This is a genomic window from Terrisporobacter muris (assembly GCF_024621905.1).
GTDB classification, from domain to species: Bacteria; Bacillota; Clostridia; order Peptostreptococcales; family Peptostreptococcaceae; genus Terrisporobacter; species Terrisporobacter muris.
The window spans coordinates 1-1,525 of sequence record NZ_JANKBY010000533.1 but is presented as its reverse complement, the minus strand read 5'-3'; the positions used below and the strand labels follow the sequence as shown (position 1 = coordinate 1,525).

Here is a 1,525-nt window from a genome sequence, read left to right as displayed (position 1 = left end):
CCTACTCAGTTTATTAAGAGAAGTAAATTTTTTGCTTTTAAATGTTAGTGTTCAAGAGGAGATTAACTTGGGAAAAGGTAATATTAAAATACTGATAAATGTGGACATAACACCAAATGGTAGATTTGAATTAAATAGTAAATAATAAAAATAAAAATCCTGGCCTCGAAAATAAGGCTGGGATTTATTATATTTAAATAAGTTTATAATTTATTTAAAAGGACTATCAACAACAGTAATTATATTAGAAGTATCTATCAAAGATGCCGTATTATTATATGATTGTTTCATGTTATATTTATTTAAAGAAGCAATGGAATTCAAATAATCTTCATCGTCTATAGGAATAATTTCGTAAATATTTTTATATCCGTTACTATACTTATTTACCCAAGTAGGTATACAAGTAACTTTTTCAATTTTTGCTTCCTCTTCATTACTTTTTTTACTTATGTCAATATTAACCATTAACCCATCTTCACTATATGCCCCAACAGTCTCTCTTCTTTGATTAGATATATAATTTCCTAAGGAATAGATTACAAGAGTTTCATTTTTATCATTTGAGGAAGTTATTGTTTCAACAGGTTCCACCACATGAGGATGAGAACCTATTATAATATCAATACCAGCATCACAAAGCTTTTGAGCTAATTGTTTTTGGAAATTTGTTTCATTTCTCGCGTATTCTATACCCCAGTGTAAAATAACAACCTGCATATCTGTATCCTTCATTTTATTTGTAGTAGAGGTAATAGTTTTAAAAGCTTTATCCACATTTAAAGAATCAAAAACATTCATTTTACCTTCGCATTCTTCTGATATTTTAATTCCATTTAAATATTTATTATCATCCTTTACATCTCCATAAGAATAAGATGTGATACCCACTTTAATATTATTTATATCTTTTATTATGTATTCATCATCAGCAGTATTTTCTCTTGTACCAACTGTATCAAAGCCCTTTTCTTTTAAAGTATATAATGTTCTATTAACACCTAAATCACTTTTATCAAAACTATGATTGTTTATTGTCGATAATAAATCAAAACCAGTATCTTTTAATGCATCAGCCAATTCATCAGGTGAATTAAACATAGGATAAGAACTGTATGGATATACTTCATTGCCAGCTAGCGTTGTCTCTAAATTAGCCAAGCTATAATCGGCTTTTTCAACATACTTTTTTACATATTTAAAATTATTTTCAAAATCATAAGTTTTAGTAGAAGAATCATACTGAGCCTGTAATTGAGGAGTATGAACCATAATATCTCCAGCAGCTAATATGGAAGCCTCGTAAGTCTCGGCATCTTCATTAAATACAGAAGTAATAGCATTCTCTTTTTTGTCTTCGTTTGTATTATTGTTTATTTTGATATGGATGAAAAAAACTCCAATAATACAAGTAACAACTATAATAATTTTAAATGATTTATTCTTATTCTTATTTTTTCTCCTAGATCTTTTTTTAGACATAAGTTATCCCCCTTTAATAACTAATTTCCACAAACCCCTTACT

1 protein-coding gene is annotated in these 1,525 nt (G+C 27.6%); it reads right to left on the bottom strand.

From position 1 onward, the window contains the following. Positions 1-210: 210 nt before the first annotated feature. Entirely contained in the window at positions 211-1,482 is a 1,272-nt protein-coding gene (locus NSA58_RS20040; RefSeq protein ID WP_074429196.1) for a CapA family protein, read from the bottom strand. Positions 1,483-1,525 lie beyond the last annotated feature (43 nt).